The organism is Brevundimonas aveniformis DSM 17977, assembly GCF_000428765.1.
GTDB lineage: Bacteria > Pseudomonadota > Alphaproteobacteria > Caulobacterales > Caulobacteraceae > Brevundimonas > Brevundimonas aveniformis.
In genome coordinates this window covers 785,339-811,843 of record NZ_AUAO01000001.1, presented here as the reverse complement: position 1 = coordinate 811,843, position 26,505 = coordinate 785,339, and the positions used below count along the sequence as shown (strand labels likewise).

Here is a 26,505-nt window from a genome sequence, read left to right as displayed (position 1 = left end):
AATATGACACTTGCCGATTGGTCACTTTGTGACAAACTCGATCCATGGCGCGATCAGCGGATCAGAAACTCTTCCTCGGCGGACGGCTCAAGCGGCTGCGGCGCGAGCTGGACCTGACGCAGACGGCGATGGCGGCCGATCTGGAGGTGTCGCCCTCCTATCTGAACCATATCGAGCGCAATCAGCGGCCCGTCTCGGCGCAACTGCTGCTCCGGCTGGCCGACACCTATGACGTCGATCTGCGCGCCTTCGGTCAGGGCGATGAGGCAACAGCGGAGGCGCTGGGCGAGCTTCTGGCCGATCCGGTGTTCAAGGGGCTTTCGGCCCCGCGGCATGAGATTCTGGCCACGGTGGATGAGAACCCGGCCATCGCCGAGGCCCTGACCCGACTCTACCAGGCTTTTTCCGATCAGCGGTCGCGCACCCAGATCGAGGCCGAGCGCGGCGGCGGGGGCCTGGAAGAAACACCCGCGGACTGGGTGCGCGATCTGATCCAGTCACGTCGCAACCACTTCCCCGAAATCGACGCCCTGGGCGAGGCTCACCATACCGAGCTGTCAGGCGACCCGCTGGGACTGGAGGCGGCGCTGAGGGCGCGGCTGAAGTCCGCCTACGACCTGTCCGTCCGCATCCTGCCGGCTGAGGTGATGGTCGAGTGGACGCGCAGGCTCGATCTACACCGACGGCGGTTGACCCTCTCCGAAACGCTCAGCACTGCCTCGCGCCTGTTCGCCATGGCCTATCAACTGGGACTGAGTGCTCACGCCCATGAGATCGAAGCCATGGCGGAGACGACTCGGCCCCCCAATACCGCCGCCCACGAGCTGTTGAAGGTCAGCCTGACCAACGCCCTGGCCGGTGCCATCCTGATGCCCTACGGCCCGTTTCAGGCGCTGGCGGAAGCCACAGGCTATGATCTGGACCTCCTGCAGCAGCGGTTCGGCGTCTCGTTCGAGCAGGCGGCACATCGGCTGACGACGCTGGGCCGACCGACGGCGCGCGGGGTGCCGTTTTTCCTGATGCGGGTGGATCAGGCGGGCAATGTGTCCAAGCGATACGCGGCGGGCGCGTTTCCGTTCTCGCGCTTCGGCGGGGCCTGCCCGCGCTGGCGGTTGCATGCGGCGTTTCGAACCCCCGGTCGGGTGGTGACCCAGATCGTCGAGACGCCCGACGGCGGGCGCTGGTTCACCCTGGCGCGGACCGTGGCCCGCCAGGGTGCCGGGCGGGCCGGTGATCAGGATCTGGCCATCGGCCTGGGCTGCGAGCTGAAGGACGCGCACCGCCTGGTCTATGCGCGGGGTCTGAATCTGGAGGCGCCTGAGGTGACGCCGATCGGTCCGGCCTGTCGGCTGTGCCCGCGCCACCCTTGCGCCGAACGGGCCGCTCCGCCGGTCCATGCCGACCTTCAGATCGACGCCTGGTCCAAATCTGTCAGCCCCTGGCCGTTCTCAACCTAGTCGAGGCGGACCCGGCCCTCATCCAGTCGATAGGCCACGCCGGTCCGCTCAAACAGGCTGGCGATGACCGCAGACGGGTCGGGCGTCCCGCGGTCCAAAAGCAGTTCGATGTCCGAGGCCAGGCTCGGGTCGCGTGAGATCGACGTCAGATGATCAAGCCATTCTTGGCGCGTGAGGACCCCGTCCTCGCGGTTGGCGTCGATCAGCGGCCTCAGGAAATCGAACCAGTCACCGCCCGTCGCGCGCCGTTGCACCGCCTCTGCGGCTAGGGCAAAGACCGCGCCGCAGGCGTAGTAGGCCCGGTGTTCGCCGCGCCGCCCCGCCTCGCTGACCGGCAGCACCGCCAAGCCGCTGCAATCGTCAACCTCGCCCTGCAGGTCGTCGCGCGAAACGAACGCCGGATCGAGCGCTTCCAGGGCGCGGATCGCCATCAGATCGGCCCCGCCCTCGGTAATCCAGGAATCCCGCGTCCGCTCATAGCGAACCGTCTGGCCCAGCCAGAAGTGCGCGCTCTCATGGCCGATGAACCAGTGGGTCGTGGCCAGGCATTCGGGCGTGGCCTCCACCTGGCCGACGCCTTCAAAGCTCATCACAATGAGGCCGGGCAGAACGCTGCCGCTCAGGCTCTGAAGTTCGGGCGTCGGCCCTCGCCAGGCGGCCATGATCGTGGGCCGGTCCGTCTGACCCGGTCCCAGGCGCTCCGCATAATAGGCCGCAACCGCCGGGGCGAAGCTCTCGATCGAGGCGGCCACCCATTCGGGCAACGCCTGATCGACGACGGTGACGAGGCGCTCGGTCTGCGTCATCTGCGCCGGGCCGAACAGGGCATAGGTCGTGCCATCCTCCGTCACCGCCTCAGTCTCGCGTTGACCGTAGATGAGGACCTGGCCGTCCCGGTCGCGCCAGGTGATCCGCGCATTCTCGACTCCGACATCTGACCCGTTGAGATCCTCGGGCAGGGCGCGCGCCGCCTCCACGGACTCCAGAGGGAAAACTTCAAAGGCACCCGTGAACAGCGCCGTGGAGCCATCGGTGAAAACCAGGGGGCCGTAGTCGGCCTCCAGCACATGGTCCCGGGGCGTGATCCGCAGGCTAACCCGGCGCGGCACCGGGCCACCGTCGACGGTGCGCAGGATGTCCAGATGTCCGACGCGCTCAAGCACCACGCCCGGCGTCGTCACTACCCAGTCATCCGGCCGCCACGGCTCTCGCGAGCCATAGATCAAGGACGACCGGATGAAGGCCCACACCGCCGCATCCCGGTCCAGCTCATACTCGACCTGCCAGACGTCGCCATCCCGCTCGACCGTCACCTCGGGAACGGGGCCGGAGGTCTCCTGCGTCGCCGTCGCGGAGGCCGGGCCCGCCAGCACCGTCGCCAGGATGAAGGTCGTCGTGATAGCCAGGTTGCGCATGTGGAATCCCTGTTGTCCGTCTGTCTGGGCATGGCGTGCGCCATTGCCCAAGTGAACGTGAGGCTAGAGTGATGGCCAAAGCTTGGCCGTTAGAAGGCGTCGTCGCCCAGGACGCGGTGCCTTGCGCCCGCGCCCTGATCGGCTGGACCCTGACGGTCGAGGGGGTCGGTGGGGTGATTGTTGAAACGGAAGCCTATGACCGCGACGACCCGGCCTCGCACAGCTTTCGCGGTCCGACGACGCGCAACGCGGCGATGTTTGGGCCGATGGGTCGGGCCTATGTCTATCGGATCTACGGTGTCCACTGGTGCTTGAATATCGTGTGCGGCCAGGAAGGATCGGGCCAGGCGGTGCTGATCCGGGCCCTGGAACCGACCCAGGGCGTGCCGTCGATGCGGGCACGCCGACAGCTGGAAGCGGAGCGGGCGCTGTGTTCGGGGCCTGGCAAACTGTGCGAGGCGTTGGCGGTGACCGGACACCACGACGGGCTGCCCCTGATCGAGGCGCCGTTCGCCCTGACCCCGCCGTCAGGTCCGCCCGCCGACATCCTGACCGGTCCGAGGATCGGCATCACCAAAGGCATCGAGACACCCTGGCGGTTTGGCCTGAAAGGCTCGCGCTTCCTCAGCCATCCGATGCGGTGAGAATGCCTGACAATGGAAAGAAATGGCGGACCCGGAGCGATTCGAACGCCCGACCCTCAGATTCGTAGTCTGATGCTCTATCCAGCTGAGCTACGGGTCCGCAGACCGGGCGCTTGAAGGTGGCCCGGCGAAGGGGCGGACACCTAGCCCCTCGCGCCGCCCGATGCAAGGGGCAGAATGTGCTCTTTACAGGGCAGGCCCGACGGGCCCACTCCTGGGGCTCGTTTGAGGAGCCTATCCGATGACCAGCGGTGATTTCGACAGGCTGTGCGACGGTCCTCTGGCTTCGGCCATCGTCGGGCTGAAAGGCGCGCGCCGGACGGCCATGCAGCGGTTCGGATGCATCATGGTCGGGGCCGGAGCCCTCGGTCTGGTCGCGGCCTTCCTGGTTCCCGGGCTGGCCTTCAAAGCCTTCATTCTCTTCTTTGTGCTGGTGGTCGGCTACATGGTGGCTTCGGTTCCCCTGAGCCGGGCCGCACGGACCCTCAAGGAACCCGCCCTGATCGCAATCGGCCAGGCGCGTGGCCTGTCGCATCAGGCCGGCAGCTTCTCCGCCGACGGCTATGACGCCATCCACCCCCTGTTTGGCCGACCCGGCGGGCGAACCTTTCGCGACCGGTTCGAGGGCGACGACAACGGACGACGGTTCATCCTCTACGAGGCCTCCCTGGTATCCGGATCAGGCAAGAGCCGGCGCGATGTGTTCAACGGTCTGATCTTCAACATTTCGCGTCGATCGGTTCAGGGCGAAACGGTCGTCATCCCCGATCGTGGCCTGTTCAACTTTTTCAGCCCCGGGCGGGGCATGGAACGGGTTCGTTTCGAGGATGACCCTACCTTCGAACAAGGTCTGGAGGTCTATTCGACCCGCCCGGACGAGGCCCGGGCCCTGATCAATCCGGTTGTCCGCGAACAGCTCAAGGCCTGGCGAAGCGCCCACGGCAAGGTCATTGTACGGCTGGCCGGCGATCAGGCGACGGTGGCGCTCGCCTCGCCCGGCGACCGGTTCGAAGTCGGGTCGATGTTCCAGTCGATACCCGGTCGCGAGCGCGTTCGCGTCATCTGGGATGATCTCGAAGAAGCTCTCGGCCTGATGCGCCAGATCGCCGGAACGCTTGGCTAGATCGAGGTCGGCTTTGCCCCGGCGCGGCGGCTGGTTTAGCAAGACGACATGCGTTTGATCCTCGCCCTCGCCACCGCCCTGACCCTTTGCGCCTGTTCGGGCGTCGGCCAGACCACGCCACAGCGCCCGGACATCCCCGCGCCCGCCGAAAGGGCGCACGGCCCCTTCGTCTCTGCGGCCAATCCGATGGCGGCGCAAGCCGGTATGGCGGTGCTGCGGCGGGGTGGCTCGGCCGTGGATGCAGCGGTGGCGGTTCAGGCGGTGCTTGGTCTGGTCGAGCCTCAGAGTTCGGGCCTGGGGGGCGGGGCCTTCATGGTCCACTATGACGCCGAGACGGGGGCGATCACCGTCTATGACGGGCGCGAAACCGCCCCGGCCTCGGTGACACCGGAGCTGTTCATGCGCGACGGTCGGCCTGAGGACTTCCGTTCAGCGGTGCTGTCGGGCCGCTCGGTGGGCACGCCCGGCGCGGTGGCCATGCTGGCGATGGCGCAGGCCGATCATGGACGTCTGGCCTGGTCAGGGCTGTTCAACGACGCCGAGCGACTGGCTCGCGACGGATTTGTCGTGCCGCCACGCCTGGGCACCTTCATCAATATGTCGGCAGAAGCCGCGCCCCAGTCGCATACCGTCTGGGCCGACGCCTATTTCGAGCGACCCGACGGGACGCGCCCACGCGCCGGCGATGTCCTGACCAACCGCGCCTATGCCGAGACGGTGCGGCGGCTGGCCGCCGACGGGCCGGACTATTTCTACCGGGGCGACCTGGCCCGCCAGATCGTAGCGGCCGTCCAGGACGGGAACGATCCGGGCGGGCTCACCCTGGCCGATCTGGCCGCCTATCGACCCGTCCGCCGTGAGGCTGTCTGTCAGGCCTATCGAGTCTATCTCGTCTGCGTGCCGCCGCCGCCATCCTCAGGCGTGGGCCTGCTTCAGCTCCTGGCCATGGCCGAGCATACCCCCGACATCGACCGTGGCCCCGACAGCCCCGAAGCCTGGGTGGCCTTCGCTCGGCTCCAGCGACTGATGTATGCAGATCGTGACCTCTATGTGGGGGATGCCGACCATGTGGCCGTTCCGGTCGCCGGGCTGCTGGATGCCGACTACGTCGCGACCCGGGCCGCGCTGGTTCCTACGGTGACTGGACCGGTTGGGCCGGGTACGCCGCCCGGTGCCCCGAGCGAGCGCGCACCGGATGCGACGCGCGAACCGGCGGGGACCAGCCACTTCGTCATCGTCGACCAATGGGGCGACGCCGTATCCATGACCACGACGGTCGAAAGCCTGTTCGGATCCGGGCGGATGGCCGGGGGCTTTTTCCTCAACAATCAGATGACCGACTTTTCGTTCTCGCCGGTCGATGCCCAGGGTCGTCCCGCCGCCAATGCCGTGGCCCCGGGGAAACGGCCCCGATCCTCGATGGCCCCCGCGATCATCCTGGATCGTCAGGGGCGGCTGGTCGGAGCCCTGGGATCGCCGGGGGGCAACTCCATCCTCGCCTACAACGCCAAGGCCCTGATCGGGGTGCTGAACTGGAATCTGTCGATGCAGGCCGCCTTTGATCTGCCCAATCTGGTTGTCCGCGGGTCCAGTATCGGGGCCGATACGGAGCTGTTCAGCCCGGCCATACGCGAGGCGCTGGCGACCTCGGGGGCACCGCTGCGTCCCAATGCCTCTGAAACCAGCGGCCTGCATGGGGGGATCTGGCGCAACGGCCGCTGGGATGCCGGAGCCGACAATCGGCGCGACGGGGTCAGCCTGACGGAATGAACCGCTTCAGTGCTGGGCCGGCAGGGTCAGCAGGAACACCGTCCCGCCCGGCCCGGTGACGTCCAGTACCAGATCGCCGCCTCCAGCCTGGGCCAGCTCACGGGCAATCGGAAGGCCCAGACCGGCACCATTGCGGCGGGTCGATCCCTGGAACGGCAGGAACAGGCGTTCGCGCGCGCGGGCCGGAAGGCCCGGCCCATCGTCACGCACCCGGATCTCGACCTTGTCGCCTGTCCGCACCGCCGACAGGGACACGCGCCCGATACCGTCACGCTCAGGATCGGCCTCAATGGCCTCACGAGCATTGCGCATCAGATTGACCAGAATCCGGTGCAGATGCTCAGGGTCCGCCTCGACTCTCAGCCGAGAGGGCGCGCGCTGGATCAGCCGCACGCCCTGATCTGTCAGCCCGGCGTCTTCCGCAGCCGCATGGATGGCTGGGACCAGTCTCAGCGGGCGGGGGTCGGGACGAGGCTCTTCCGAACGACCATAGGCCAGAACGTCCTGGGCCAGGTTCAACGCCCGATCCAGCGCCCGCTCCAGACGCGGCAGGGCGCGAGTCACGGTAGGATCACCGGAATCCGCGAGACGATCCGACGCCATCTGGGCCGCTGTCAGCATGTTGCGAAGGTCATGGCTGATCTTGGCCACCGCCTCGCCCAACGCCGCCAGTCGTGCGCGGGACCTCAAGGCTGATCGCACCTCCTGCTGCATGCGGTTCAGCTCGTCCTCGACGCGGCCGATCTCGTCGACCCGCTCGTGGCGGATGGGTCGGGGGTCAGCTTCCGGGTCATCGCGGAAACGCTCGATGGTCTGGGTGACGCGGCGGACCGGCTCGAGCACCAGAATGACCAGACCGGCATAGAGCAGCCCCCCGGCCAGGACCGAGATCACCAGCGAGGCAAACACGATCTGCAGGACATAGGTTCGCAGTTCGGCCTTCAAGGGTGCCGCTTCGGCGACGATGTCGATGAAGTCACCCGAACGCCAGCGCGGGGCCGCTATGACCTGAATCCGCCGATCATCCGGCCCCAGCAGCGTCAGCCACGGGTCCAGCAGTCGCGCCGCCAGATCAGACTCGCGAAGATCAATCAGGTGGGGCGTTGCCCCTTCCTTGGGCGTGCCGCGCAACAGGCGGCGGATGCCGTTCTCCTGAAGCACCACCGTGTCGGCTCCGACCCCAACCAGCAGGCGGTCCGCCAGACTATCCTCGACCGTCGCATAGGGGGCCGCCTCCACCACCAGCGAGGCCACCTCGGCGGCGCGGACGCGGTCCGTCACCCAGCGTTCGTGAAAGCTGGCGGCGGCCGGAAACAGGATCAGCAGGTCTACAGCAATGGCAAAGGCCGCCGTCAGCAGCAGCAACCGGGCCGACAGGCCATTGATCCAGGCACGCCGACGCGGCCCACGCCGTGGGGCAGGAGGTGTCGGATCAAAGTCGTCGTTCACGGCCATGTGATCCGCACATAACCCGTCCGGCGCGCGATCCCAAGCCGTCCGCGCCTGACAGGTCGCCCTCTAGGCAAGCCAGACCATCATGCGCGAGGCGACCCAGGCCCCCCGTGCGCGGCTGAACAGGGAACGGCGCTCGCCCGTGTAGAGGAAGCCGGCCTTCTCGAGCACGCGGCCCGAGGCCGGGTTGTCGGCGAAATGCCCGGCTGAGACGACACGACGGCTCCAATCCCGACGCGCCCAGCCCAACAGGCCCTGCACGGCCTCCGTGGCCAGTCCACGCCCGGCCCAGGAGGCCCCGATGCAGTATCCCAGCTCGGTTCGAACCGCGGAGCGGCCCGGTGGCGTTGCTTCATCAGCAAGCTGCTCGCTGGGGAACAGGGAAATCATGCCCACGACCCCTTCCTCATCATGATCAATGACGAAGTTGCGCTCGACGCGCGGGTCCTGGCCCTGGGCGCGACCGATCCAGCCCTCGGCATCCGTCAGGGCATAGGGATGCGGCATGCGTGCCGTCATACGGGCAACCGCAAGGTCACCACAGACTGCCGCAATGCGAGCGGCATCGACCGCTTCAGGCGCACGCAGAACCGTGCGGCGCGTCTGGATTTCAGGACTTGTCTCTATCAGGCACATGACCGCTTCTCCCAAGCCGGTCGTGAAACGAAAACGGGGAGCCCGGCGTCCGGACTCCCCGCTTGCGCTCGTCTGTCCGGATCACCTTTTGGGGGCGATCCGGAAAGCTGCCTTATCGGATCGCTATTCTGCCGCCTGCGGCTGTTGAATCGACACGTAACAACGGCCACCGCGCTTGGTGGTGAAGGTTACGGCGCCGGCGATAAGGGCGAAGAGCGTGTGGTCGCGTCCCATGCCGACATTGTCGCCGGGATGGAATTTGGTGCCGCGCTGACGCACGATGATATTGCCGGCAAGCACACGCTCGCCGCCGAACCGCTTCACGCCGAGGCGTTTGGATTCCGAGTCGCGACCGTTACGCGACGAACCACCGGATTTCTTGTGAGCCATGGGTCGAGCTCCTTACGCTTCGTCAGACTTTTTGGCGGCGGCCTTCTTGGGCGCAGCCTTGGTCTTGGTTTCGGTCTTGGCGGCAGCGGCCTTTTTCGGCGCAGCCTTGGTTTCCGCAGCGGCTTCGGCCTTGGCGGGCTTGGCAGCCTTCACCGGCTTGGCCTCGGCCTCGACACGCGGGGCCAGGTTGCGGGCGCGGGCATCCAGCTCGGCCTTGGTCGTCAGGTCGGCCTTGCCGTCCCACTTGTGGGCCTTGCCGTCCGAGCCGGTCAGGCCGACCACGCGCAGCACGCTCTCAGGCTGACGGTGGCCATTGGTGCGGCGATAGCCCTGGCGGCGGATTTTCTTGAAGATCTTGACCTTCTCACCCTTGCGGGTCTCGACCAGAACGGCCGAGGCGAAGGCCTTGGCGACCAGGGGGGCCCCAACGTCGTCGCCCATCATCAGGACCTGGTCCAGCTTGATTTCATCGCCCGGTTCACCGGCGAGCTTTTCAACAACGATCAGGTCGCCCGGTTGAACCCGGTACTGTTTGCCGCCGGTCTTGATCACCGCGTACATGGCTTGGCCTCTAGGCTTGTAAAACTTGCGCGGACGCAAAAAAGATCGCGCCCGCGAGGGGAACCCGCGGGCGAAGAGGGCGGACTTATACGGATCGGCACGCGAGAGTCAACGCGAAGCCATTATGAATTCTCCCCCTTGCGTCCCGCCCGGACGTTCGGCTATAGCGCCGCCTCTCGACTGAGGAGCCCCACCCCGGCTCCTTCAAGAATGCGGGCGTAGCTCAGGGGTAGAGCATCACCTTGCCAAGGTGAGGGTCGGGCGTTCGAATCGCCTCGCCCGCTCCAGTCGAAGATTTGATCAGGCCCGGTCCCCGCGACCGGGCTTTTTGTTTCCGGCTCTCCCAACTTGTGGTTCTGAACAGACTCCCGCACCTTCGTTCCGTCAGAACGGAGGCGAGCACTTGGAGACAGCCGAAAGGGACAGCCACCGCCTGGACGCCTTCGTCGATGCGGCCTTCGCCTTTGCGGTGACCCTGCTGATCGTCGCGGGCGGTGAAGCTCCGACCAGCGTGGAGGGCCTCTATGCCGGCCTAGCCCGCGTGCCTGCCTTTGCCATGGGGTTTGGCCTGATCACCATGTTCTGGCTTGGGCATCGCAGTTTTGGCCACCTGGTACCGCGCCGTGACAACATGGTGGTCGTGATCAGCCTGGCCATTGTCTTCATGTCTCTCGTCTATGTGATGCCGCTGCAGATGCTCGCCAATACGGCGGCCCACTATCTGTCTGGTGGGCGACTTCCAGGCGGCGAAATGATCGCCAGCCTGGATGATCTGAAGGCGACCTTCACGATCTACGGCCTGGGTTTTGCGATCCTGAGCGGGCTTTATGTCTGGCTGTTTCGGTACGGAACCCTTCGCGCTGTCGCCTTGGGTGTCAGCACCGCGGATCGCCCCCGTCTGGCGGAATGGACCCAGACCTGGTGCGTGATCGCCGCATCAGGCCTCCTGTCAGCGGTCCTTGCCCAGGTCGTCCCCCAGGGCCTTCGCTACGGGCTACCGGGCTTTGCCTATTGGCTGATTCCCGTCGGCATTGCCGTCCTAGACGCCCGCCGGCGGCACCAAGCACGCTCGGCCCCGCCTGACGACACCTAACCGTTCCGATGCCGCGACTCGCCTCAGGGTCATGCGTGCGCTATCGGTCCGGAGCGGCCCGGACCTTGCTTTATCCACCCTGTTCGAGGGTTCGACCGCAGGGGTGATGCGTATGATCATGGAAGGCGACGTCAACTGGGTTCTGGTGCTGGGCCTGGCTTTGGCGCTGGCAACGGCAATTGCCTTGCTGTTCATTTTCCTGACCAGTCGCGCCGCCTGGGCGTACCGAAATGCGACAGTCGAGCGGGATCGTTTCCGTACCGAAGCCGAAATCCATGAAACCCGGCTGAACCAGATCCTCACCTCCCTGCCTGTCGCCTTGGTCGAGACAGACACCCAGGGCCGCTTCATTTTCGCCAACCGCGCCGCCCACCACCTTCTGGGACGCAAGGATCAGGAACTGATCGGCCTGAGGTTCCACTCGGCCACCTGGGGCATCACCTACCCCGACGGTCGGCTCATCCCGCCGGAACTGTTGCCCAATGCGCGCGCCCTGCGCGGCCAGACGGTCAAGGGCTTCCAGCATGTCATCGCTCATCCTGGCACCAAGCGGAGGTTGCTGGTGTCGGTGACCGCCATGCCGATCCTGAACAGCCTGGGTCAGGTTATCGGTTCCAGTGCCGCCATCGTCGAGATCGACAGCCTGAATCCAGCCGCTTCACCCGAGGCCGAACTGACCCGCCGGGTGTTCGACGCCGCGCCCAATCCGGTTCTTGTGATCGGGGCCGAAGGCCAGGTCCGCGAAGCCAATGCTGCCGTCGCCCGGATGCTGGGTCTTGACGCCGACGCACTGCGGGGCAGGCCCTTTGCCGAGTTGATTTCACCCGAGCATCGCTGGGAAGCCGTCAACGCCTTTGCGGCGCAAGTCATCCAGTCCGGCGAAGTCCCTGCCAGCGCGATTGAGGAATCCCTGACCGTTGGCCAGGAGCGCCGGTTCGTCCGCTGGACCGCCATGCCCCTGCCGCTTGAGGATGCCATCGACGCCGTCCTTCTGGTCGGAGAGGACGTCACCGATCTGCCCTTCGAGGAAACCGACACCCACGCCACTGAACAGGCGGATACCCAAGCTGCCCTGGCAGAGCTTACCGAGCGCCTCGCCATCGCGGAACAGGCCCGGACTCGCGCCGAGGCTCAGGCTGAGGAAACGCAGACGGCTCTGAACCAGACCCTGGCGGCGTCCGAGGCGCGCCGTCGTCGTGAGGATTCCAACACCGCCGAGGGACGCCGCCTTGAGGACATCGGCCGAATGACGGGCGGCCTCGCGACGGACTTCAACGCCCTTCTTACACTCATGCTGGGCGCGCTCGACATGATTGGGCGCCAGGCCGATAATCCCGAGCGGGTGCGTCGGGTTGCGGAGGCAGCCCTCACGGCCGGACGGCGGGGCGAGGTCCTGACGCGACAGCTTTCAGCCTATTCCCGTGGCGACGAGACGACGTTGCGGGCCTTGGATGTCGGCACGATCGTGCGCGGCCTTCCGTCTCCTATTCAGGCCGGAGCCGTTGAGGTCCAGGTGGCCGAGAACGCCGCCTATGCCCGCTTTGATCCGGTGCGGCTGCAAAGCGCCCTGACGGCCTTGATGATCAATGCGCGCCAGGCTCAGGGCCCGACCGAGCCCATCCGCGTGCGGATTGAGTCGGCCAGCGTGGCCGACGGCGACCCAGACCTCGTCGTCGGTGACTATGTAAAGATCACGGTTTCGGATCGGGGGCCCGGCATGGACCCCGACGTCCTGGTCCGGGCGCAGGAGCCCTTCTTCACGACGCGGCCTGGAGCTGAAGGTCTGGGACTGGCGCAAGCGCGTGGCTTTGCACGATCCCTCGGCGGGGCCTTGCGCCTGGGCAGCACACCCGGCGTCGGCTCGACAGCGGCCATCTGGCTCCCGCGCGTGCCGACCGAGATCGCACGCGCCGAACAGAACGATACGCCGGCGATCGCCGGCTGATCCTAGCTGTTGAGGGCCGCTTCGGCGGCCAGCACCCGGCTCACCGCATTGACGACGGCGGCAATCCGCAGAGACGCCTGAATCTGCACATTGGTCGCGCCATGTTCGCGCAGCGTTTTCTCGTGGGCGTCGATACAGGCCCCGCAGCCATTGATGGCCGAGACCGCCGTACACCACAGCTCGTACTCGACCTTGGGCGCACCAGGATTGGCCAGGATATTCATGCGCAGGCGCGCCGGCAGGGTCTTGTACTCGCCGTTGTGCATCAGGTGCAGCGACCGATAATAGACGTTGTTCATCCCCATGATCGCCGCGGCCGACTTGGCAGCCGTCATGGCTTCAGGCGACAGACGCTGGGACGCCGCAGCCTCGAAGGCCCGCACGGTCTGCGCTTCGCCGATGGCATAGGCACAGGCCAGGAAACAGCCCCACTTCTGAGCGTCCGACAGGACCGTCTCAGAGGCCAGGGACGACAGGTTCAGTGACAGGTCTTTGGCATAGGACGGCAGGGCGTCACGCAGGGTGTCGATCGACATCGACTGTCTCCGGTTGGGAAATCTGAACAAGGGGGGACCGGGGGCGCGCGAGGGGAGGAGGGGTGCGCGCCCCCGAATCCGGCTGGGGCCTTTAGGCCGCCAGCGTCTCACCACCCAGCGGGCGGTTACACGGGCACAGTTCGTCGGTTTGCAGGGCGTCGAGCACCCGCAGGGTGTCGGCCGGCGCGCGGCCGACGTTCAGGCTGGTGACATAGACGTGCTGGATGACGTTGTGCGGGTCGACGACAAAGGTCGCGCGCTGAGCGACGCCTTCGTCTTCATCCAGGACCCCGAGCGCCCGGGCGAACCTGCCCCCGTTGTCGGCGAACTGCCACATCGGCAGCTTGTCCAGATCGGCATGGTCGCGGCGCCAGGCCAGCTTGGTGAACTCATTGTCGGTCGAGCCGCCCAGCACCACGGCGTCGCGGTCTGCGAACTCGCGGTTCAGACGGGCGAACTCGGCGATCTCGGTCGGACAGACGAAGGTGAAGTCCTTCGGGTAGAAGAAGATAACCTTCCACTGGCCGTCGAAGCTGGCTTCGGTTACCGGCTCGAAGGCCGAAACACCGTTTTCTTCGTGTTGGTTGAAGCCGGGCTTTACACCGACGATCTTGAATTCAGGCAGTTTCTGGCCGACGCCGAGCATTGCGCTCTCCTTATAGACGGACATGAGTGAGGGGCGTCGGGGGAGCGACGCTGCACCTGCGAAGTGCTTTGTGCGGCGCACAAAGTCAACCTTGGAGTGCGCGATTCTCCATCGATATTTCTTATCTAGCCCATAGAATCGATCATCGTGAATCACCCCCGGGGCATAACCCTGGTTGATCTAACTGGGAAAAATCATAGATCGCATCTAGGATATCCTTATGCTTCCGACCCTGCGCCAGCTTCAGTACCTCAAGCTCCTGGCTGAGCACCGCTCCTTCTCGCGAGCAGCCGAGGCCGCCTTCGTCAGCCAGCCGGCTCTCTCCGCTGGGGTTCAGGAACTAGAGAAAATACTGGGCGCGCCTGTCGTTGAACGCACGCGGGGACGCATCCAGCTAACGGCCGTCGGGGCCGAGGCCGTCAAACGGGCCGAAGATGTCCTGGCTCGCACCGAGGATCTGGTCGAGGCCGCGCAAAGCGCCGGTCGCCCCCTGTCGGGCCGGTTTCGACTGGGCATTATTCCGACGATCGCGCCCTTCCTTCTGCCCGCCAAACTGCCGGGCGTGAAGGCGGCCTATCCGGCTCTCAAGCTCTTCATCCGCGAGGACCTGACGCCCGGCCTGATCAAGGCGCTCAAGGCCGGCCAGCTGGATGCCGCCATCATCGCCCTTCCCTATTCGACCAGCGGCATCGATCACGCCCGCATTGGTGACGATGCGATCCTGGCGGCGGCACCGGCTGGTCACCCGCTGGCGGCACCCGGACCGATCCGGCCCGGTTCCCTGAAAAGCGAGGATCTGATCCTGCTGGAGGACGGCCATTGCTTGCGCGATCAGGCCTTGGCCGCCTTTCACATTGAGCCGCCCAAGGGCGACGATGTCTTTGCCGCCACCAGTCTGCACACCCTGGTCCAGATGGTCGGATCGGGTCTGGGAGTTTCGTTCTTGCCCGAAATGGCGGTGCGGGCCGGCCTGGCCGACAATCCCGCGGTCGTGGTGCGCCCGATCTCTGCCGATACCCCGCGGCGCGAGATCGTTGTGGCCTGGCGCACCGGGTCGAGTCGGGAGGCCGAGGCCCGACTTCTGGCAGAGACCTTCCAGCTGGACGCGACGTTTTCCTCTGTCGTAGCCTGATCTGGCCAAGGGAGGGATTATGATCCGCACGCTCATCATCGCCGGTCTGTTGGTCGTACCTTTGTCGGCCTGCGTCGGCCTGTCCCGCTCAACGGCCGTCACCCCCGTGAGCGAAGCGGCCAGCTATCGTATCCAGTCGGTGCGGCTTGTCATCGACCCCGAGATCGAAACCACGGCTGACTTCGACGAGATTTTCCGCGAGCGGGTCCAGACGGCCCTCGACGAATGTGCAGTGGGTTCGCGTCCCTTGCGCCTGGATGCCGCCATCAGCCGACTGGACCGAGCCAATCCTGTGCAGGTCGCAATCATCGGCGGGGCCAATGTCCTGCGGGGCAGGGCTCGATTGGTAGAGCCTTCGACCGGCCGGGTCGTCGGTGAATATGAGATCGGCCACACGGTGATCGGGGCGCGCGTGGCCGTCTTCGAGATGGCCGAAAGCGAGGAACAACTCTCGACGGCCTTCGGCGAGGAGCTTTGCGATCAGGCGTTCGCAACGGCGCAATAGGCGTGCTCGTCCGTCGCGTGACATTGCGACCGCAGGCCGGCGCTGCAACAATCCGTGACGGAAATTCGAACGCCCAGACAGAACAGTCTGCTAAGAGCCGCCGCGTCGCACCGTCGTGCTGCCCGGAGATCCGCGCCCCATGGGGCTGATTCGTACGCTTCCTCTACCGGTTCGCCTGCCTCTGATCCGCGCCGCCCTGGCGACGGCATGGACACTGCGCGAACCGCACTGGCGGGAGTTGCCGACCAGCCTTAGTGCCGGCCCCCTCATCGTCAGCGGATTTCTGGGGGAGGCCCTGGGCGTCGGTCGGGGTGCCGATGCGACGGCCAATGCCCTGGAGGCGGCGGGATACGTCGTCGAACGACAGTCCCTGCGACCGGCCCAGAAGGCCATGTGGTCGCCGAGCCGCAAGCCGGCACTCACGGACAGGCCTGGAGGCGTCTGGCTGATCCATGCCAATGCACCCGAAGTCGAAGTCGCCCTGATGGCCCACGATCCTGCCGATTGGCTGACCCGATACCGGATTGGCTACTGGGCCTGGGAGACGACCCAGGCCCCTCATGCCTGGGTCAGAAGCGCGCGCTGGCTGGATGAGATTTGGGTGACCTCCAACTTCACAGCCGATGCCATCCGAAACACCCTCGAGCAGGCAGGAATGGGCGAGCAGGCTGCCAAGTTGAGGGTCATGCCGCACCCGGTCACACGGCCAGCGTCGGCCCGTCCTGATCCGACCCGGTTTGGCCTCAAGCCCGGCATCAAGCATGCCCTGGTCATGTTCGATGGGCGCTCCGCCTTCGCCCGAAAAAACCCCTGGGGTGCTATCGAAGCCTGGACGCGCGCTTTTCCCGAGCCCCGCGCAGACGCCCACCTCATCGTCAAGGTTCGCGCTTTGAATACGGACGCCAGCGCCCGCCGGCGGTTGAATGCCCTGATGTCAGAGCGCCCCGATCTTCAGTTGATCGAGACAGACCTGTCCAACCCCGAGGTCTGGGATCTGCTGGCCAGTATCGACCTGTTGATCTCCCTGCACCGAGCTGAAGGCTTCGGCTTGATCCCGGCCGAGGCCATGGCCTTGGGCAAGCCAGTGGTGATGACCGGCTGGTCGGGCGTCACCGATTTCGCGGATAGTGACAGCGCCGCCCTCGTTCCGTTCCATCTGGTCCCGATAAAAGACCCGTCGGGAGCCTATAGAACCGGGCAGTGGGCTGAACCCGATCTCGGGGTCGCTGCAGCCTGCATTCGCGAGCTGATCGACCATCCCGAAGTAGCGGCCCGCCTGGGGGCCGCTGGCCCGGCTCGCATCCACGCCTTGTCCAGGGCCTGGGCGCCGGATGCCCTCGCAGCCATGCCCTTCGCCACCTTTGTCGACAATTCTGCTAATAGGCCCGCCCCATGAGCATTCAGTTCATTGACCTTCAGGCTCAGCGCCGTCGTATCGGCGAACCGATGACCCGCGCCATCCTCGACGCCGTTGAGGGCGGGGCCTGGGTGATGGGCCCGCAGGTGCGCGAGTTCGAAGCCGACATGGCCGCTTTCGGCCAGGCAGATTACGCCCTGGGTTGTGCCAACGGCACCGATGCCCTGGCCCTGCCGTTGATGGTCTGGGGCATTGGGCCCGGCGACGCCATCTTCTGCCCCTCCTTCACCTTCGCCGCCACCGGAGAGGTCGCGCCCTGGTTCGGAGCCGAAAACGTCTTCGTCGACATTGATCCCGTGACCTACAACATGGACCCGGCGCATCTGGAGGCGTCGATTCAGGCCGTCATCGCCGAAGGCCGTCTGACGCCCCGCGTCGTGATCGCTGTCGACCTGTTCGGCCAGCCCGCCGACTATCCGAAAATCCGCGAGATCTGTGACCGCTACGGGCTCAAGCTGATCGCCGACACGGCCCAGGGCTTCGGCTGTACCCTCGATGGCAAGCATCCGGTCCACTGGGCCGATATCGCCACCACCAGCTTCTTCCCCGCCAAGCCGTTGGGCTGTTACGGCGACGGCGGGGCGGTCCTGACCAATGATGCGGCCCTGGCTGAGCTGATCGATTCGGTTCGCGTCCACGGCAAGGCCGTCGCCTCCGATCTTCAAGGCCGCTCCTTCGACCATGACCCGAAGTACCTCAACATGCGGGTCGGCATGAATTCGCGGCTCGACACTATCCAGGCGGCGGTCCTGATCGAAAAACTCAAGGTGTTTGCTGACGAGATCGACGCCAGAAACCGGATTGCGGCGCGCTACAACGACCTGCTCAAGGACCATGTCGCAGCGGTCCCCGGCGTGATCGACGGCGGCGTTTCCGTCTGGGCTCAGTACACGATCGAACATCCGCAGCGGGATCGGTTGGCCGCCCACCTCAAGGCGCAAGGGGTGCCGAGCGCGGTCTACTATCCGATCCCCATGCACCAGCAGCCCGCCTATGCGCTCCATTCAGTCGGACCGCAGGGTCTGGCCGTGACCGAGGCCAAATCCAAGGTGGTCATCAGCCTGCCGATGCATGCCGATCTGGATGAGGCCACCCAGGATCAGATCGTCGCCGCCGTCAGGAGCTTTGCATGACCGAACGTCCTTTAATGAAGGTCGGGGTCGCCGGCCTGGGCGTGATGGGGCGCAACCATGCCCGCGTCCTTTCCGATATGCGGGGCGTGCGTTTGACCTGCGCCTTTGATCCTGACCCACCGACCGCCGAAGCCGCGCGCGCCTATGGCGCCGTGCCTGTCACCACGGTCGAAGCCTTTCTGGAGGCGGATCTGGATGCGGCCGTTGTCGCCACGCCGAACCGGCACCACGCCGAGCTGGGCGTCGCCCTCCTCGAGCGAGGCGTTCCGGTGCTGGTCGAAAAACCCATCGCCGCCGACCTGGCCGGGGCGCGGCGCATGATCGACGCCGCGCGGGCCTCGGGTGTGGTCCTGATGGTTGGCCACGTCGAACGGTTCAATCCGGCGGTCGAGGCGGTCAAGAAGGCGGTCGCCGGCGACGACATCATCTCGATCCAGATCACCCGCGTCGGCCCCTTCCCACCCCGCATGGGCGAGGTCGGGGTCGTGATCGACCTGGCGGTGCATGACATCGACATCATCCGCCACCTGACCGGTTCGGAGATCACCGAGGTTCAACCCCAGTTGGCCCGCACCCGCGCCGACCGTGAGGATACCGCCCTGCTGCAGTTCAAGACGGACACGGGGGTCATCGCCCAGATCAACACCAACTGGGTGACGCCCTACAAGGCCCGGATGCTCCAGGTCGCGACCCAGCAGAAATTCGTCGTGGCCGACCTGATCACCCGCCAGGTTCAGGAATTCTTCGCCTACGACAAGGACGGTTCCTACTCGACGCGTACCCTGCACACCTGGCCCAACGAGCCCCTGAAGGTCGAGCTGACCGCCTTCCTGGATGCGGTACGGAACGGCACACCACCGCCAGTGACGGGAGAGGACGGCCTGGCCAATCTGGACGTCGCCCTGCGTTGTCTGGAGCGCGCGTGAACGCCAACGCCGGACTTCCGGCCCGACAGGCCGCTCTTCGGCTCATCGAGGCCGCCACCTTGCGCCGGGGTGGGCTGGATGTCGCCCTCAACGAGCCGACCCTGCGCACACTCAGCCCTGAGGATCGCGGCTTTGCGCGGGCGCTCGCCATGGCCGTTCTGAGACGATTGGGCTCCATCGACCGGGCGTTGGACTCGCGGCTGCAACGCCCGCCGCCGGAGCCGGTTCGCCGTCTGCTACGGATCGGCCTGGCCCAGATGCTGTATCTGGACACACCGGATTTTGCGGCGGTATCAACAACGGTCAAACTGGCCGAGCGCGACAACGCGACTCGCCCCTACAAGGCCCTGATCAACGCCGTGCTGCGTGGCCTGGCCCGCGATCCCGCCGCCGAACCTCCGCCGGAAGCCGATATTCCGCCCTGGCTGTTCGCCCGCTGGGTCGCCCAGTTCGGCCAGGCCGATGCTGAGCACATTGCCCTCAACGCCCGCGTCGAGCCGGCCACGGACCTGAGCCTGAAGCCCGATACAGACCCTGTGGTCCTGATTGACGCTCTGCCCGCCGAGGCTCTGCCGGGCGGGTCCCTGCGGACACACCGTGGCGGCGATGTCGCCGGATGGCCGGGCTTCACCGACGGCGGCTGGTGGGTTCAGGATGCCGCAGCAGCCGTGCCGGCCCGCCTACTTGCTGCCAGGCCCGGGGAAGCGGCGCTGGATCTGTGCGCGGCCCCCGGCGGCAAGACCCTCCAGCTGGCGGCAACGGGGGCCACCGTGACGGCGCTGGATCGTTCCGAGCCCCGCCTGAGACGCCTGCGCGCCAATCTGGAACGGATCGGCCTCAAGGCCGAGGTCGTGGTGGCGGACGCCGAAACCTGGGCCGACCATCGCCAGTTCGACGCCGTGCTGTTGGATGCCCCCTGTACGGCCACCGGCACCCTGCGCCGTAACCCGGAGGCCCTCTATGCCCTCGGACCGGCGGAGATCGCCAAGCTGGCGGACGTTCAGCATCGGCTGCTGGACGCGGCGGCGGCACGGGTGAAGCCGGGCGGGCGGCTGGTCTATTGCGTCTGTTCGCTCGAACGCGAAGAGGGCGAAACACAGATCCTGGCCTTCCTGAAACGTCATCCTGATTTCCGCGTCGGGTCCGCGGACCCACAGGCGGCCGGCGCACCGGTCGAGGCCCTGGGCAAGGAGGGCTGGCTCCGGTTGTTGCCGTCCCAATGGCCTGAGCTCGGCGGGCTGGATGGTTTCTTCGCGGCGCGCCTGGAACGCACCGCCTGACCGCTCAGTTGACACCGCGCCGGCTGGTCAAGGTTCAGACGCCCGCTCTGCGCTGGCCGCGCAGAGACCAGGCGCGGGACCTGTGGTTCGGTGCCCACAACTTCGTCGCCGTGATCTCCTCACACGGCGCGCTGCTGCAAGAGTTGCACGGCATCGCGCGCGGACCCGGGGGGACACCTTTGCGCATCTACGGCGGCGTCCTGCCGTTCCGGCGCGAGGTGATCTGGGGCGAGCGGTTCGATCACTGGACCGGGTTTTACGATCCAGCTTTTCCACAGGCCGATCTGGGTGCCGGCGATGATGCCGACGTTGAACGATGCTTGCGACGAGCCGAGGCCGTGCGCGCCGAGGTCAACGCACGAGAGATCGCCTACCCATGGCCCGCCGCCTTCGGGGCCAATAGCAATGCCTATTACGCGACCCTGATCGCGGGCATGGGCCTGGCGGACGTCTGTGTCGAGGGCCAGCTCTGGGCACCGTCGTCGCACCGCCTGTTGCTGGACGGCCCAACCCTGGCGCGCATTCAGGCTCTGGCGTGATGAACCTTGCCCCCGACACACTTGCGGCCTATCCCACAAGCATGCCCGCGCCGCTCATCTGTCCGTCGATCCTGGCCAGCGACTTTTCGCGACTGGGTGAAGAGGTCCGTGCCCTTGATGCCGCCGGGGCCGACTGGATCCATGTGGATGTCATGGACGGCCATTTCGTGCCGAATCTGACCATTGGGCCCGACGTGGTGAAGGCGCTGCGCGCCCATACGGACAAACCCTTCGATGTGCACCTAATGGTGGCACCGGTCGATCCGTGGCTGGAGGCGTACCGCAAGGCCGGGGCCGATATTCTCAGTGTCCACCCCGAAAGTGGCCCCCACCTGCATCGCACCCTGGGTCAGATCAGGGCCATCGGAGCCAGGGCCGGCATCGTTTTCAATCCGGCCACGCCTATCGGCCTTCTCGAAGAGGTGACCGATCTGGTCGATCTGGTTCTGATCATGTCGGTCAATCCCGGCTTCGGGGGCCAGACCTTCATTCCAGCCTCCCTGGACAAGATCGCGCGCGCGCGCGCGCTCCTGGATCGCGCCGGGTCGACGGCCATCCTCCAGGTCGACGGCGGCGTCACCGCTGACAACGCTGCGGCCTGCGTTGCGGCGGGGGCCACAGCCCTGGTCGCAGGAACCGCCGTGTTTCGGGGCGGCCCCGAGGCCTATGCCGCCAATATCGCGGCCTTGAAGGGTTGAGGTGACCGTGAGCGACACGGCCGACAGCCGCTTCCGCCTGCCGGATCTCAGGGCACCCCAGATGCCGGACCTGACCTGGCTGCGGGCGACCGGTCGGCTCATCAGCCGGCAGGCCTCGGCTGAGTTGTTTGGAGCCCCCGGATACGTCTGGACCCTGAGCCGCCCGCGCGCCAACGGGTTCGCCTGTTCGCCGCGTGACTTCCGCCCACCGGATTCAGCTGTGGGACGATCCACAGCCTCGGGCCGTTTCGTCATCGCCGGGTCGGTGGTCGATGTCGGCTCGTCGGGCGATATCTGGGATCGCCCCTGCCCGACGCGCCGGTTTGCGGTCGAGCTTCATCGGTTCAACTGGCTGCCGGACCTGATGGCCGCCGGGGACCGCGCCCCGCGTGAGGCTCTGCGTCTGATCCTGGCCTGGGCGGAGGTATTTGGAAAATGGAACGCCTTCTCCTGGGGGCCTGAAACCCTGCCCCGGCGCGTGATTAACCTCGCTTGCTGGGGCCGGCGTATCGGAGCCTCCACCTCCGAAGCGGATCGGGCCCGGCTGGCAGACCTGCTGGCGCGGCAAGCCCGACATCTCTCCCGACTGGGCGTTCGCGCCCAGGAGGCCGAATTCGCCTGCGCCCAGGTTCTCGCTGGGGCGGCCTTGGACGAGGCCGCAGGTGGGCCCATCCTGCGCAAGGGCCTGGCCCTGCTTCGCAAGGCCCTTCCCCGCACAGTTTTGGCTGATGGCTGTCACGCCAGCCGCAATCCCGAGGCCGGGCTGGAGCTGCTGTTCGATCTGCTCAGCGTCGACGATGCCCTACTTCAGATCGGCGAAGAGCCGCCACAGGAGGTCCGGCGTGCCATTGATCGGCTGACGGCGGGCTTGCGATCCCTGACGCTGCCCGATGGGCGTCTGGCCGCCTTTCAGGGCGGAGAAATGCTGACGCCGCAGCGCGTTGCCGCGGCCCGCGCCCACGACGACACCGGAAGTCCCGCCGGAGCCGAACGCCTTATGGCGGGTGGTTATGAGCGGCTGGACGGTCAGATGATGCACATCATTCTTGACGCGGGCGCACCGGCGGCCTCGGCCTTTCCGCAAACCGCCTGCGCCCAGCCCGCCGCGCTTGAGATCGTGTGTGGCCGCGACCGCCTGATTACCAATTCCGGCTGGAGTGAACGCGCCCATGATCGGCAGGGTTTTCGTCTGACCCCCGCCGCCTCGACTTTGAGCTTAGGCGAAGGCTCGATCGGCGAGATTCTGTCGGGCCGGATGGAGCGGATACTGGGGCCTCGGCTCAAGGTTCCTCCGATGCAGGTCACTGTCAGTCGGGAAGCCGGCGAAGGCGCGATCCTGGTCGAAACCGGCCATGACGGCTGGGTTCCCGACTATGGCCTGCGGCACGAGCGGCGGTTGTATCTGGACCAGCGGCTCGACGAGGTGCGCGGCGAGGAACGGCTGGTTCCCACCGGCCCGGCGGTCAATGCCCTGGCGGCACCCTATGCCGTGCGTTTCTTTCTCCAGCCTGGGGCGACGGCCTCGATGGCGCGCGACCGGCGTAGCGTCATTCTGCGCGGCGAGTCCGGCCGGGGCTGGTTCTTCCGTAGCGACGCCGCCGATGTCGCCATTGAACCCAGCGCCTGTTTCGAGAACGGCCTGACCCGGCGCTCGGTCCAGATCGTCCTGCGCGGAAGTGTTCGCACCGATGCCGAAAGCCGTGTGCGCTGGAAGCTCGAGCCCGCCGGTGCGACGGAAACGCCGGCATGAACGCCACCCCGACCTCCATCCTGTCACGCAAGCCCCGAACGCTTGACCCGGCACGCACACGCGACCTCATTCGAGGTAAGCGGGTTCTGGTGACAGGAGCCGGCGGCACAATCGGCGGCGAACTAACCCGACGCGCCGCCGCCCAGGGGCCTGAACGGTTGATCCTTCTGGATGCGTCGGAATTCAATCTCTACGGCCTGGATCAACACCTGGCCGAGACGGGCTCAAACACAAGCTGGGCGGTAGCGCTGGGCGATGTACGCGACCGCGCCCGCCTGGAGCAGGTCTTCGAACAGCACCGCCCTGAAATCGTTCTGCACGCCGCCGCGCTCAAGCATGTTCCGTTGATGGAGACGCACCCGTGCGAAGCCGTCCTCACCAATGTCGGTGGCGTCGTGCATGTGATGGAACTGGCACGCGAGGCGTCGGAGGCCTTCGTCTTTGTTTCGACCGACAAGGCGGTCAATCCAACCAATGTGATGGGGGCCACCAAGCGGGTCGGCGAGCGGGTCGTGCAGGCCCTGGCGGCAGATTCTCTCACGCGGGCCGCCATCGTCCGGTTCGGCAATGTGCTGGGCTCGACCGGCTCCGTCGTTCCTCTGTTCGAGCGGCAGATCGCGCGCGGCGGGCCGGTCACGGTGACGCACCGAGACATGACCCGCTGGTTCATGACGGTGGGAGAGGCGGCCGAGCTGGTGCTTCAGGCGGCAACCCTGCCTGACGCTGGAAAGGCCGATGTCTTCGTGCTCGACATGGGCGAGGCGGTGCGGATCGATGATCTGGCCCGCCAGCTGATCCGCCTGGCCGGTCTCGAGCCCGACCTGGACATAAAAATTCAGTACACGGATCTTCGTCCCGGTGAGAAGCTGACGGAGGAAATCTTCTACGCTGAAGAGGATGTCAGCCCGACGCGTATTGATGGCGTGATGGCCGCGCGCGCCGAGACGGCGAGCCTGGAATCGCTCAAGCCTGACCTGGACGCGCTCCTCGCCGCCGCAGCCGCGCGGGACGAGGCAGAGACCCTCGCCCGCCTCGAGGCGCTCGAACCCGAATTCAGTCGTCGCTGACATCCTTCCCCTCCCCAAAACGAAACAGACCTCCCATGCCCGCCGCCCCTGACTTTCCGCCGCCGCCTGATCGCGTGGTCCCCGGTCGCGCCCTGATCTCCCTGTCCGACAAGAGCGGGCTCGAGGTGGCGGCACGCGCTCTGCACGACCTGGGGGTCGAGCTGGTGTCGACCGGCGGCACCCGCGCGGCGATCGAAGGATTTGGCCTACCGGTGAAGGATGTGGCCGATCTGACGGGCTTTCCCGAGATGATGGACGGACGGGTCAAGACGCTGCACCCGGTCGTGCACGGCGGTCTCCTGGGCGTGCGCGACGCCCCGACCCACGCCCAGGCCATGGCTGAGCACGGTATTGGACCGATCGACCTGGTGTGGATCGACCTCTATCCGTTCGAGGCGACGGTGGCGTCGGGCGGCGACTTTGAAGCCGCGGTCGAGAATATCGACATCGGCGGGCCGGCGATGATCCGGTCCTCGGCCAAGAACCACGGCTATGTCACGGTCTGTGTCGACAAGGCCGGACTGGACGAGACGCTGGCGGCGCTAAAGGCCGATGGGGCGACGTCCCTGGAGCTCAGAAAGCGGCTGGCGGCACGGGCCTTTGCGCGCACGGCGGCCTATGATGCGGCGGTATCAGGCTGGTTCGCCGCTCAGGTCGGCGACGAGGCTCCGGCCCGCACGACGATCGCCGGGTCGCTGGCCCAGACCCTGCGCTACGGCGAGAACCCACACCAGACCGGGGCCTTTTATCGCACCGGCGAGACGCGGCCCGGCGTCGCCCATGCCGAACAGGTTCAGGGCAAGGAGCTGGGCTACAACAACATCGCCGACGCCGATGCGGCCTATGAGTTGGTGGCGGAGTTCACCGCCCCGGCCTGTGTCATCGTCAAACACGCCAATCCTTGCGGCGTCGCCGTTGGCCGGAACCTGTCGGAGGCCTATGCGCGGGCGCTGGAGTGCGATTCCGTCTCGGCCTTCGGCGGAGTGATTGCGGTCAACCGACCCCTGAACGGGGCTGACGCGCGGGCCATCACCGACATCTTCACCGAGGTCGTGATCGCGCCGGGCGCCGACGAGGAGGCGCGCGCGGTCTTTGCGGCCAAGAAGAACCTGCGCCTGCTGATCACGGACGGCCTGCCCGATCCGCAAGGGGTCGGAGAGGTGTTCCGCTCGGTCGCCGGCGGCTTTCTGGTGCAGTCGCGCGATCGCAGCCTGATCCGGCCCGAGGACCTGAAGATCGTCACCCGGCGCCAGCCGACCGATCAGGAGGTCCAGGACATGCTGTTCGCCTTCACCGTGGCCAAGCACGTCAAGTCCAATGCCATCGTCTATGCCAAGGACGGCCAGACGGCGGGCATCGGTGCCGGCCAGATGAACAGGCGCGACAGTGCCCGCATCGCCGCCATCCGCGCGCGAGAGGCCGGTGAGGCCAAGGGGCTGAATCATTCCCTGGCGCAGGGCTCTGCCTGTGCGTCGGAAGCCTTCTTCCCCTTCGCCGACGGCCTGCTCGAAGCGGTCGCGGCCGGGGCCACCAGCGTGATCCAGCCGGGCGGATCAATCCGCGACGAAGAGGTCATCGCCGCCGCCGACGAAAAGGGAATCGCCATGGCCTTCACCGGCACCCGGGTGTTCCGCCATTGACCGACACCGTCGCCGAACGCTGGGCCCGACTCGAGCCGCACGTCATCGCCTACGGCCCGGACGATGGGACACCCCGACCGGCGGTGATCCTGTTCCACGGCTGCGGCGGCCTGAGGCCGCATCTGCCCCGCTATGCCGAGGCCGCGGTCAACGCTGGCTGGCGGGCCTTTGTCATGGATTCCTACGCCCCGCGCGGCTGGGGCCGCGATTTCAGCCTGGCCATGGTCTGCACCGGCATGATGCTGCGCGGGCCGGAGCGGGCGGGCGATGTGGCCGCCGCCGTCTGGGGCATCGCTCAGCGCCCGGATGTCGATGCCGCCAAACTGGTGCTGGCCGGATGGAGCCACGGCTCGTGGTCGATGATGGATCTGATGACCATGGCGTTGGACCGTTCCGGTGAAGCCGGACTGGCCGACCCGCAAGTGGCGCGCACCGCGCTGAACGGCGTCGTCGGGTTGGGACTGTACTATCCCTATGTCGGACCCGGCGCGCTGAGCCGTACACGACCTTGGGTGCGACATCCGCAAGCCTTGGCCGTGATTGCGCGTGATGATCACCTGACCAGCGTGCCCAACGCCCGAACTGTGCACGACCGGGTGGCGCGCGATGGAACCCCTGTGGAGGTCTGGATCGCCGGCGGCACCCATGCCTTCGACGAGCCGACGGGCCTGGGGATGATGCGGCACGACCCGGAGCTGACGCTGGAATCGCTGATGCGGTTCGAGGCGTTCCTGGATCGGCTCTGACGCC

25 protein-coding genes and 2 tRNA genes are annotated in these 26,505 nt (G+C 66.6%); 19 read left to right on the top strand and 8 right to left on the bottom strand.

Features of this window, described 5'->3' with window-relative positions; genetic code table 11:
- Positions 1-44 precede the first annotated feature (44 nt).
- On the top strand, positions 45-1,457 hold the full coding sequence (locus tag G391_RS0104230; RefSeq protein WP_029086414.1) for a helix-turn-helix domain-containing protein: 1,413 nt from the start codon (positions 45-47) through the stop codon (positions 1,455-1,457).
- Here the strand turns inward: G391_RS0104230 and G391_RS0104225 are convergent.
- Complete coding sequence (locus G391_RS0104225) at positions 1,454-2,872, bottom strand: hypothetical protein (protein WP_051257105.1); 1,419 nt, start codon at positions 2,870-2,872, stop codon at positions 1,454-1,456. The genes G391_RS0104230 and G391_RS0104225 overlap by 4 nt on opposite strands.
- A gap of 71 nt (positions 2,873-2,943) precedes the next feature.
- Here G391_RS0104225 and G391_RS0104220 point away from each other — a divergent pair, with 71 nt between their 5' ends.
- Positions 2,944-3,516 carry a DNA-3-methyladenine glycosylase gene (locus G391_RS0104220; RefSeq protein ID WP_029086412.1) on the top strand — a complete coding sequence of 191 codons (573 nt, stop codon included), beginning with the start codon at positions 2,944-2,946 and terminating at the stop codon, positions 3,514-3,516.
- A 23-nt stretch (positions 3,517-3,539) separates the two neighbouring features.
- Here the strand turns inward: G391_RS0104220 and G391_RS0104215 are convergent.
- Positions 3,540-3,616: transfer RNA gene (locus tag G391_RS0104215), tRNA-Arg, on the bottom strand.
- Positions 3,617-3,757: 141 nt separating this feature from the next.
- Between G391_RS0104215 and G391_RS0104210 the strand changes: the two genes are divergently transcribed.
- Both G391_RS0104210 and G391_RS0104205 read left to right on the top strand, forming a co-directional pair.
- Positions 3,758-4,639, top strand: coding sequence for a DUF3137 domain-containing protein (locus G391_RS0104210; RefSeq protein ID WP_029086411.1), 882 nt, complete (start codon positions 3,758-3,760; stop codon positions 4,637-4,639).
- 48 nt (positions 4,640-4,687) lie between these two features.
- Positions 4,688-6,409 carry a gamma-glutamyltransferase family protein gene (locus G391_RS0104205; RefSeq protein ID WP_029086410.1) on the top strand — a complete coding sequence of 574 codons (1,722 nt, stop codon included), beginning with the start codon at positions 4,688-4,690 and terminating at the stop codon, positions 6,407-6,409.
- Positions 6,410-6,415: 6 nt separating this feature from the next.
- On the opposite strand, the gene G391_RS13780 is transcribed toward G391_RS0104205, so the two are convergent.
- The 4 genes from G391_RS13780 to rplU form a co-directional block, all read right to left on the bottom strand.
- Positions 6,416-7,864 (bottom strand): sensor histidine kinase, encoded by a 1,449-nt coding sequence (locus G391_RS13780; protein WP_051257104.1) that lies wholly within the window; start codon positions 7,862-7,864, stop codon positions 6,416-6,418.
- A 63-nt stretch (positions 7,865-7,927) separates the two neighbouring features.
- Complete coding sequence (locus tag G391_RS0104195; RefSeq protein ID WP_029086409.1) at positions 7,928-8,497, bottom strand: GNAT family N-acetyltransferase; 570 nt, start codon at positions 8,495-8,497, stop codon at positions 7,928-7,930.
- A 123-nt stretch (positions 8,498-8,620) separates the two neighbouring features.
- Entirely contained in the window at positions 8,621-8,887 is a 267-nt protein-coding gene (rpmA, locus tag G391_RS0104190; RefSeq protein ID WP_029086408.1) for a 50S ribosomal protein L27, read from the bottom strand.
- 12 nt (positions 8,888-8,899) lie between these two features.
- Positions 8,900-9,448 (bottom strand): 50S ribosomal protein L21, encoded by a 549-nt coding sequence (rplU, locus tag G391_RS0104185; protein WP_029086407.1) that lies wholly within the window; start codon positions 9,446-9,448, stop codon positions 8,900-8,902.
- 212 nt (positions 9,449-9,660) lie between these two features.
- Here rplU and G391_RS0104180 point away from each other — a divergent pair.
- From G391_RS0104180 to G391_RS13775, 3 genes are all read left to right on the top strand, one after another.
- A tRNA-Gly gene (locus tag G391_RS0104180) sits at positions 9,661-9,735 on the top strand.
- A 116-nt stretch (positions 9,736-9,851) separates the two neighbouring features.
- Positions 9,852-10,541: a TMEM175 family protein gene (locus tag G391_RS0104175; protein WP_029086406.1), complete on the top strand. Its 690-nt coding sequence runs from the start codon at positions 9,852-9,854 to the stop codon at positions 10,539-10,541.
- Between the two features lie 106 nt (positions 10,542-10,647).
- Positions 10,648-12,486, top strand: coding sequence for a PAS domain-containing sensor histidine kinase (locus G391_RS13775; RefSeq protein ID WP_156893833.1), 1,839 nt, complete (start codon positions 10,648-10,650; stop codon positions 12,484-12,486).
- Between the two features lie 2 nt (positions 12,487-12,488).
- Here the strand turns inward: G391_RS13775 and ahpD are convergent, their stop codons facing one another.
- Positions 12,489-13,022 carry an alkylhydroperoxidase, AhpD family gene (gene ahpD, locus G391_RS0104165; protein WP_029086405.1) on the bottom strand — a complete coding sequence of 178 codons (534 nt, stop codon included), beginning with the start codon at positions 13,020-13,022 and terminating at the stop codon, positions 12,489-12,491.
- 91 nt (positions 13,023-13,113) lie between these two features.
- Positions 13,114-13,668 (bottom strand): peroxiredoxin, encoded by a 555-nt coding sequence (locus tag G391_RS0104160; RefSeq protein ID WP_029086404.1) that lies wholly within the window; start codon positions 13,666-13,668, stop codon positions 13,114-13,116.
- A 220-nt stretch (positions 13,669-13,888) separates the two neighbouring features.
- Here G391_RS0104160 and G391_RS0104155 point away from each other — a divergent pair, with 220 nt between their 5' ends.
- The 12 genes from G391_RS0104155 to G391_RS0104100 all read left to right on the top strand — a co-directional run bounded on the left by G391_RS0104155 (position 13,889) and on the right by G391_RS0104100 (position 26,501).
- Positions 13,889-14,800, top strand: a complete 912-nt coding sequence (locus G391_RS0104155; protein WP_029086403.1) for a hydrogen peroxide-inducible genes activator — start codon at positions 13,889-13,891, stop codon at positions 14,798-14,800.
- Between the two features lie 19 nt (positions 14,801-14,819).
- Entirely contained in the window at positions 14,820-15,305 is a 486-nt protein-coding gene (locus G391_RS0104150) for a hypothetical protein (RefSeq protein ID WP_029086402.1), read from the top strand.
- Positions 15,306-15,444: 139 nt separating this feature from the next.
- Complete coding sequence (locus tag G391_RS0104145; RefSeq protein ID WP_029086401.1) at positions 15,445-16,701, top strand: glycosyltransferase; 1,257 nt, start codon at positions 15,445-15,447, stop codon at positions 16,699-16,701.
- Positions 16,698-17,855 carry a DegT/DnrJ/EryC1/StrS family aminotransferase gene (locus tag G391_RS0104140; RefSeq protein ID WP_029086400.1) on the top strand — a complete coding sequence of 386 codons (1,158 nt, stop codon included), beginning with the start codon at positions 16,698-16,700 and terminating at the stop codon, positions 17,853-17,855. Before G391_RS0104145 ends, G391_RS0104140 begins: the two co-directional genes overlap by 4 nt.
- A complete protein-coding gene (locus tag G391_RS0104135) occupies positions 17,852-18,781 on the top strand; it encodes a Gfo/Idh/MocA family protein (RefSeq protein WP_029086399.1) in 930 nt (309 codons plus the stop codon). The genes G391_RS0104140 and G391_RS0104135 overlap by 4 nt, the downstream gene beginning before the upstream one ends.
- Positions 18,778-20,061, top strand: a complete 1,284-nt coding sequence (locus tag G391_RS0104130) for an RsmB/NOP family class I SAM-dependent RNA methyltransferase (RefSeq protein ID WP_035303555.1) — start codon at positions 18,778-18,780, stop codon at positions 20,059-20,061. Before G391_RS0104135 ends, G391_RS0104130 begins: the two co-directional genes overlap by 4 nt.
- An 8-nt stretch (positions 20,062-20,069) precedes the next feature.
- Complete coding sequence (locus G391_RS0104125) at positions 20,070-20,600, top strand: hypothetical protein (RefSeq protein WP_029086397.1); 531 nt, start codon at positions 20,070-20,072, stop codon at positions 20,598-20,600.
- A gap of 41 nt (positions 20,601-20,641) precedes the next feature.
- Positions 20,642-21,298, top strand: coding sequence for a ribulose-phosphate 3-epimerase (gene rpe, locus G391_RS0104120; RefSeq protein ID WP_029086396.1), 657 nt, complete (start codon positions 20,642-20,644; stop codon positions 21,296-21,298).
- Positions 21,299-21,305: 7 nt separating this feature from the next.
- Positions 21,306-23,048, top strand: a complete 1,743-nt coding sequence (locus G391_RS13770) for a heparinase II/III family protein (protein ID WP_156893832.1) — start codon at positions 21,306-21,308, stop codon at positions 23,046-23,048.
- Positions 23,045-24,115: a UDP-N-acetylglucosamine 4,6-dehydratase family protein gene (locus tag G391_RS13765; protein ID WP_051257102.1), complete on the top strand. Its 1,071-nt coding sequence runs from the start codon at positions 23,045-23,047 to the stop codon at positions 24,113-24,115. The genes G391_RS13770 and G391_RS13765 overlap by 4 nt, the downstream gene beginning before the upstream one ends.
- A gap of 35 nt (positions 24,116-24,150) precedes the next feature.
- On the top strand, positions 24,151-25,755 hold the full coding sequence (gene purH, locus G391_RS0104105; protein WP_029086395.1) for a bifunctional phosphoribosylaminoimidazolecarboxamide formyltransferase/IMP cyclohydrolase: 1,605 nt from the start codon (positions 24,151-24,153) through the stop codon (positions 25,753-25,755).
- Positions 25,752-26,501, top strand: a complete 750-nt coding sequence (locus G391_RS0104100) for a dienelactone hydrolase family protein (protein WP_029086394.1) — start codon at positions 25,752-25,754, stop codon at positions 26,499-26,501. The genes purH and G391_RS0104100 overlap by 4 nt, the downstream gene beginning before the upstream one ends.
- Positions 26,502-26,505: the final 4 nt, after the last annotated feature.